The sequence below is a fragment of the Streptomyces sp. NPDC051219 genome, assembly GCF_040682335.1.
Classification (GTDB): Bacteria; Actinomycetota; Actinomycetes; order Streptomycetales; family Streptomycetaceae; genus Streptomyces.
This window is the reverse complement of sequence record NZ_JBFBAS010000074.1, coordinates 1-4747: the sequence shown is the minus strand read 5'-3', so window position 1 is coordinate 4747 and position 4747 is coordinate 1. Positions and strand designations below refer to the sequence as shown.

The 4747-nt window shown below is 66.1% G+C and carries 6 protein-coding genes and 1 pseudogene; 1 reads left to right on the top strand and 6 read right to left on the bottom strand.

The genetic code is table 11. The annotated features are described in order from the left end of the window. The first annotated feature begins 337 nt into the window (after positions 1–337). Positions 338–772, top strand: coding sequence for a VOC family protein (locus AB0M62_RS34665; RefSeq protein WP_366078307.1), 435 nt, complete (start codon positions 338–340; stop codon positions 770–772). Between the two features lie 659 nt (positions 773–1431). Here AB0M62_RS34665 and AB0M62_RS34660 read toward each other — a convergent pair. The 6 genes and pseudogenes from AB0M62_RS34660 to AB0M62_RS34635 all read right to left on the bottom strand — a co-directional run bounded on the left by AB0M62_RS34660 (position 1432) and on the right by AB0M62_RS34635 (position 4417). Continuing rightward, positions 1432–2079 (bottom strand): class I SAM-dependent methyltransferase, encoded by a 648-nt coding sequence (locus AB0M62_RS34660; protein WP_366078309.1) that lies wholly within the window; start codon positions 2077–2079, stop codon positions 1432–1434. 442 nt (positions 2080–2521) lie between these two features. Continuing rightward, complete coding sequence (locus tag AB0M62_RS34655; protein ID WP_366078306.1) at positions 2522–2644, bottom strand: hypothetical protein; 123 nt, start codon at positions 2642–2644, stop codon at positions 2522–2524. A gap of 95 nt (positions 2645–2739) precedes the next feature. Next, positions 2740–2859, bottom strand: a pseudogene (locus AB0M62_RS34650) (transposase); the annotation flags it as partial. A gap of 27 nt (positions 2860–2886) precedes the next feature. Continuing rightward, the gene (locus AB0M62_RS34645) at positions 2887–3390 is read right to left on the bottom strand and encodes a transposase family protein (protein WP_366078308.1); all 504 of its coding nucleotides are present in this window, start codon (positions 3388–3390) and stop codon (positions 2887–2889) included. Positions 3391–3595: 205 nt separating this feature from the next. Beyond that, positions 3596–4138: a hypothetical protein gene (locus AB0M62_RS34640; RefSeq protein WP_366078305.1), complete on the bottom strand. Its 543-nt coding sequence runs from the start codon at positions 4136–4138 to the stop codon at positions 3596–3598. A gap of 75 nt (positions 4139–4213) precedes the next feature. Then, positions 4214–4417, bottom strand: coding sequence for a hypothetical protein (locus AB0M62_RS34635; protein ID WP_366078304.1), 204 nt, complete (start codon positions 4415–4417; stop codon positions 4214–4216). Positions 4418–4747 lie beyond the last annotated feature (330 nt).

The following is a 4747-nucleotide window of genomic DNA, read 5'->3' as shown; positions in this document are numbered from 1 at the left end:
CTACCCGGACCGGACTCCCACCGGCAGGCGACAACGAGCTTACGACCAAAGGTCACCTACAACATCAAGACCTCCAGTCTGCTGGGCGCGCGAAACGGCGAGGCTAACGGCGTGGGCTGTATACGTAAAGCCAGATCTCTCGGCCCTCGTCGTCGTTCACGGGCTCACTGGACTCCCGAATGTAGTGGGCATCGACACTGTCAGGATCGTCATCCCACGGCTCAAGGTCCCACGGTTCAAGGTCCCACGCATCGCCAAGAGTCGGCCGCATGCGCCACAACCTAGCCAGGGGCGGGCTCGTGGAGACGACGAAAGACCCCGCCTCTATGATGGACCGATGGCGTCGATCAAGCAGATCCAAGTCACCTTCGACTGCGCAAAACCTGAGCGCGTCGCTCGTTTCTGGTGCGAGGTGTTGGGGTACGTCGTACCGCCGCCACCGGAGGGGTTTGCTACTTGGGACGATTTCGATCGCGCACTGCCGCCTGAGCATCAGGGTTCAGCGTTCGCATGCATTGATCCCTCAGGTGTGGGCCCGCGCCTGTTCTTCCAGCGCGTTCCCGAAGGCAAGGTCGTCAAGAATCGGCTGCACCTTGACGTGCGGGTCGGCATCGGGCTCGTGGGTGACGAGCGCCTGGCCGCACTCGAGGCCGAATGCGCACGACTGATCCCGCTCGGCGCGGTACGCGTGCGACTACTGCCTGCCGATGGCGACAACGAGTCGTGCCTAGTGATGCAGGACATCGAGGGCAACGAGTTCTGTCTCGACTGAGTGGGCGCGAGCGTGGCACCTTCGCGAGTCGACTGGTGCAGTTCGCCATCACGAGGGTCGCCGTCCCGCGGCGCGCCAACGGTCCTGATCCAGAACCACGCCTCGGTGTCCACGAGCACGAATCTAGCGGCGAACGGCGCGAACATCCGCTCATGCCGAAGACAATGCGCGCTCACGCACCTCCGTGCACTCCTTCGTCCGGGCTCTCGCGCCGACACGCCCGAGGGTGTCGGCGACGAATTTCCCTCCGCCACTCTTAGTGAGGAGCAAGAGCTTGGGCGCGCTGCACTGCCAGTCAAGATCATTTCGGTTAAGCTTGTGCTAGACGCTCACTTCTCCGACCGGACCCGGCCCAACGGACACGACTTGCCGACATCCGCGACAACCTGATCGCCCGCATCGCCGAGGCCGAACGCGAAGGCTGGCTCGGCGAGGTCGAAGGGCTACGGGTCAGCCTCGCTGAGGCAGAAGAGAAGATCACCCAGCTCGATGCCCGCCAGGAGCGCAGGTCATCGAAGGTGTCCCTCAGAGTTCCCTCGTTCGATTAAATCGGAGCTCGAACGGGCGGTGAGCCCTGATCACGAGTCGATGCCTGGAGCCTGACGGCTGCCCGTCCGGCAGGTTTGATGCGGTCATGCGTTCGGCCAGTCAGCCCCTGCCTAGGCTTTGCGGGCGAGCAGGTGAATCTCCTGGAACTGCCGTCGGTCGCTAGGCTGAGGCTCACGAACCATCCGGGCTACCTCGGCCAACCCGGACTCGCGCAGCATCGCGGCGAGGTGATCCGGCGACCACCGATAGGCCAGCGCGACTGTGTGATCGAAGACCTGCGTCGGGTGAGACGGATCATCGCTGGCGGAAAAGCCGACCAGAAGGTGGCCGCCAGGTGCCAGCACACGATGGAACTCCGCCAAGATGACGGGGAGTTCCTGCGGCGGAGTGTGGATGATGGACCAACGTGAGAGTACGCCGCCCAGCACGCCGTCAGCGATGTTCAACGCGGCCATCGAGCCCACGTCGAACCGTAGGCCCGGATAGGCCTGTCGAGCCAACTTGATCATCGCAGGAGAGGCATCAACACCAAACGCCGCCACCCCCAACTCGTCCAGATAGGCGGTGATATGGCCAGGCCCACACCCCAAGTCCGCGACCTGACCGTCCCCACTCGCACTTACGACCTCGGCGAAGGCACTCAAGATCGCGCGGTCCAGGGGCCTGTCACGCAGCATGTCGCGGAACTGCTGCGCATAGGTGGTGGCAGCAGCGTCGTAGGCCTCGCGGGTGGCACTGAGGGCATCGTGTTCGACCATGCTCGCGACAGTAGTTCCTGGCGCTGAGGCGAGCCGAAAGAATCCCGATCTTCCCTCCCGCCCGTTTGCCCGGGCTATCGCGCCTTGTGCCAGTCGGCTCACCGGTGCCAGTGGCGTTGGCGGTCTTTCTGCGGCATCCAGCCGCCGGCACCACAGCACCAGCCCGCTGCTGACCGCCACCAGCACGGCGGACACCGGCCAGATCACCCACGCGTGCGCCGCCCAGCCAGGCACCGTGGCGCTGGCGTAGTTGGTCACCGGCCCAGCGCGGCCGCCACGACTGCGGCCGTTCCTGCGCCCGTCGACCCGACCCACGCGCCCCGTCTACGCCTTATGGCCTGCCACCCCCCGTTCATCACCACCAGCATGCTCCCGCCTGGATCACGTCCACGGGAGGTGGCGAAACAGGTGGTCACGACGCAGGCGGTGGTCCTGCTCCGGTTCAGCGGCCCCGCTCGTAGTCGTCCAGGTCGTCCCGGGCGATCTCGCGGATGCCGTGTCCCTGGGCCAACAGGGCGTGGACGGTCGCATGGCGTTCGCGGATACGGGCCTCGATGGGCGACATTCCTTCTCGGTGTCCGCATGGTCGGCAACGGCGTCGTTGGTCAGGCCCTCAGTGCTGATGGCGGCCGCCTTCAGGCAGATGTTGTGGCGGCGCACGTTGCGTTCGGCGGCGGTGCCGAGGTTCTGCCAGAGGTGGAAACGGTCGGCGACCTGGACCGCGTTCGGGGCCCCGGTGCGGGCGCCCTCGGCGTAAGGACCAGCCCGGTCACGGCAGATGCTCTCGGAGCCGGGATGTTCAAGCAGTCAGCCGACCAGGGTCGCAGCATCACGGCCGGGCAGCAGATCGAGTGGGTGGCTGGTCTCGCAGTCAATCAGTACGGTGCCGTGATGCTGTCCGCGGCGGGTGGCGAAGTCATCGACGGCCAGCACCTTGGGAACGGTCCAGGCCGGATCGGGCATGGCCATAACCGCCCGAAGTAGCGTCGTCCGACTCACCGCTGTGTGCAGCACAGCTGCCAGACGGCTCCGTGCCCGGCCGGCCAGCGCGCCGGCGACAGCCTCCAGAACGCGCCGGACGGCAGGCGTGCGGCGGCCGTAGCGAACGGTCAGCCCGTCGACCTGCTCAGCGAACGTACGCCGCGAACAACGAACGTTCTCGCAGTACAGCCGCCGCACCGTCAGCTCGATCAGCACCGGCCGATCTCCAACCGGCATGTCGGCAAGGCGTCTTCCATACCTGCTGTGCACCCGGTTGGACATCACCGCACATCCAGGGCAGGCCACCTCAGAGTTCCGAGTGCTCGCCATCAGGCGAATCACTCCGCAGTCGAAGAACCCACGCTCCAGCTGTAACGCGCTGAGGTGCGGAAACAGGTCACCAAGGAGCTCATCGCACCGCACTACGGTCGCAGATGACGCTACGTCACCGAGGCCGAACCCGCTGATCGTCCGCACGGAATGTGTGCCTGATCCCAGAACTCGGCGACATCACTCTCCCCTGGAAGAGACGGTCTCACGGGGCTGCCGACAGTCCTCGCCGGGCCGCGGAGGCGACGTGGTGGCGCGTCACCCGGGCGACCTCGTCCCAGAACGGCTTGGCGGTCAGGTACGTGCCGAGCGCGGACAGGAAGCCGAGGGAGACATCCACGCTGAGCCGCCCCTGTTTGGCCCAGTAGACGTCGCTCAGGTCCAGCAGCAGGGCGAACTCGTCAGTGATCAACGCGGTCCCGGTGCCGTATGCAGCGGCGACGGCAGGGTGTCCGACGGCGCGTTCGTCGCCGCGCACGGCGATCAGGCCGATACCGGCGAGCGTGGCGATACCGAAGTTGTAGTGGTGCAGATGCTCGCCGCCCGCGGAGATGTTCCCCCAGGGCAGCCAGCCTCCGCGGATGCCGTGGGTGATCAGCCGGACCGTGCCCCAGGTGGTACCGAAGGCAACCCAGGTCACGATCAGCGATCGCTTCGTGGGGGTGAGATGCCGGTCGGCCGACTTCCGCCACCGCTCAACGAGCCGCGGCCTGGTCTGAGCGTGCTGCCGCGAGGTGTCAGATTCCATGGGATGACCTCCAAACTTCGGCCCCGCTTATGCCCACGGTCTTCCACGTCGCACGCCATCCACTCACGGGGCCTATCACTTGTGGAAGGAGCTGGCGTGGCCGACGGCGTTCATGCAAGAAGTGCAGTAGTCCTCGCGGTCGTACGCCGCATCCGCTGTAGTGGTCGCCTTGCTGTTCATCTCTCGGCCGCACAAGGCACTGCCGTCGCGGTCGAGAACGTGCCAAAGCAGCCCCACGCCTGCCTTCGTCGCCAGGTGTTCGGCGCGCATGTTGTGCATCGGCCACCTCCCGCTCGAACGCAGAAGCGGTCAAGCCCATGAGACGGCACGATCGCCCAAACCGGCGAACTGAACCCGCCATCCGGGTGAACGGCTGCCGCTGCCGTGGAAGGCGCCGAATCACGCCGAGGCGATTGTGCCGCCGGTCGGCATCGTCGCGGCGCGGCGCCTACCGCAGCCCGGGACTGCGGTGCAGGAAAGCGATCGCAGCCTTGTAGCCGGCGGCCGTTGTGGCAAACTCGGCGTCGGCGAGATGCCCACCGCGGTCGGTGACCACACCGACGTGAATAGTGTCGGCGTGCGAGTCCACCCCGCCGACCACTATCTCCT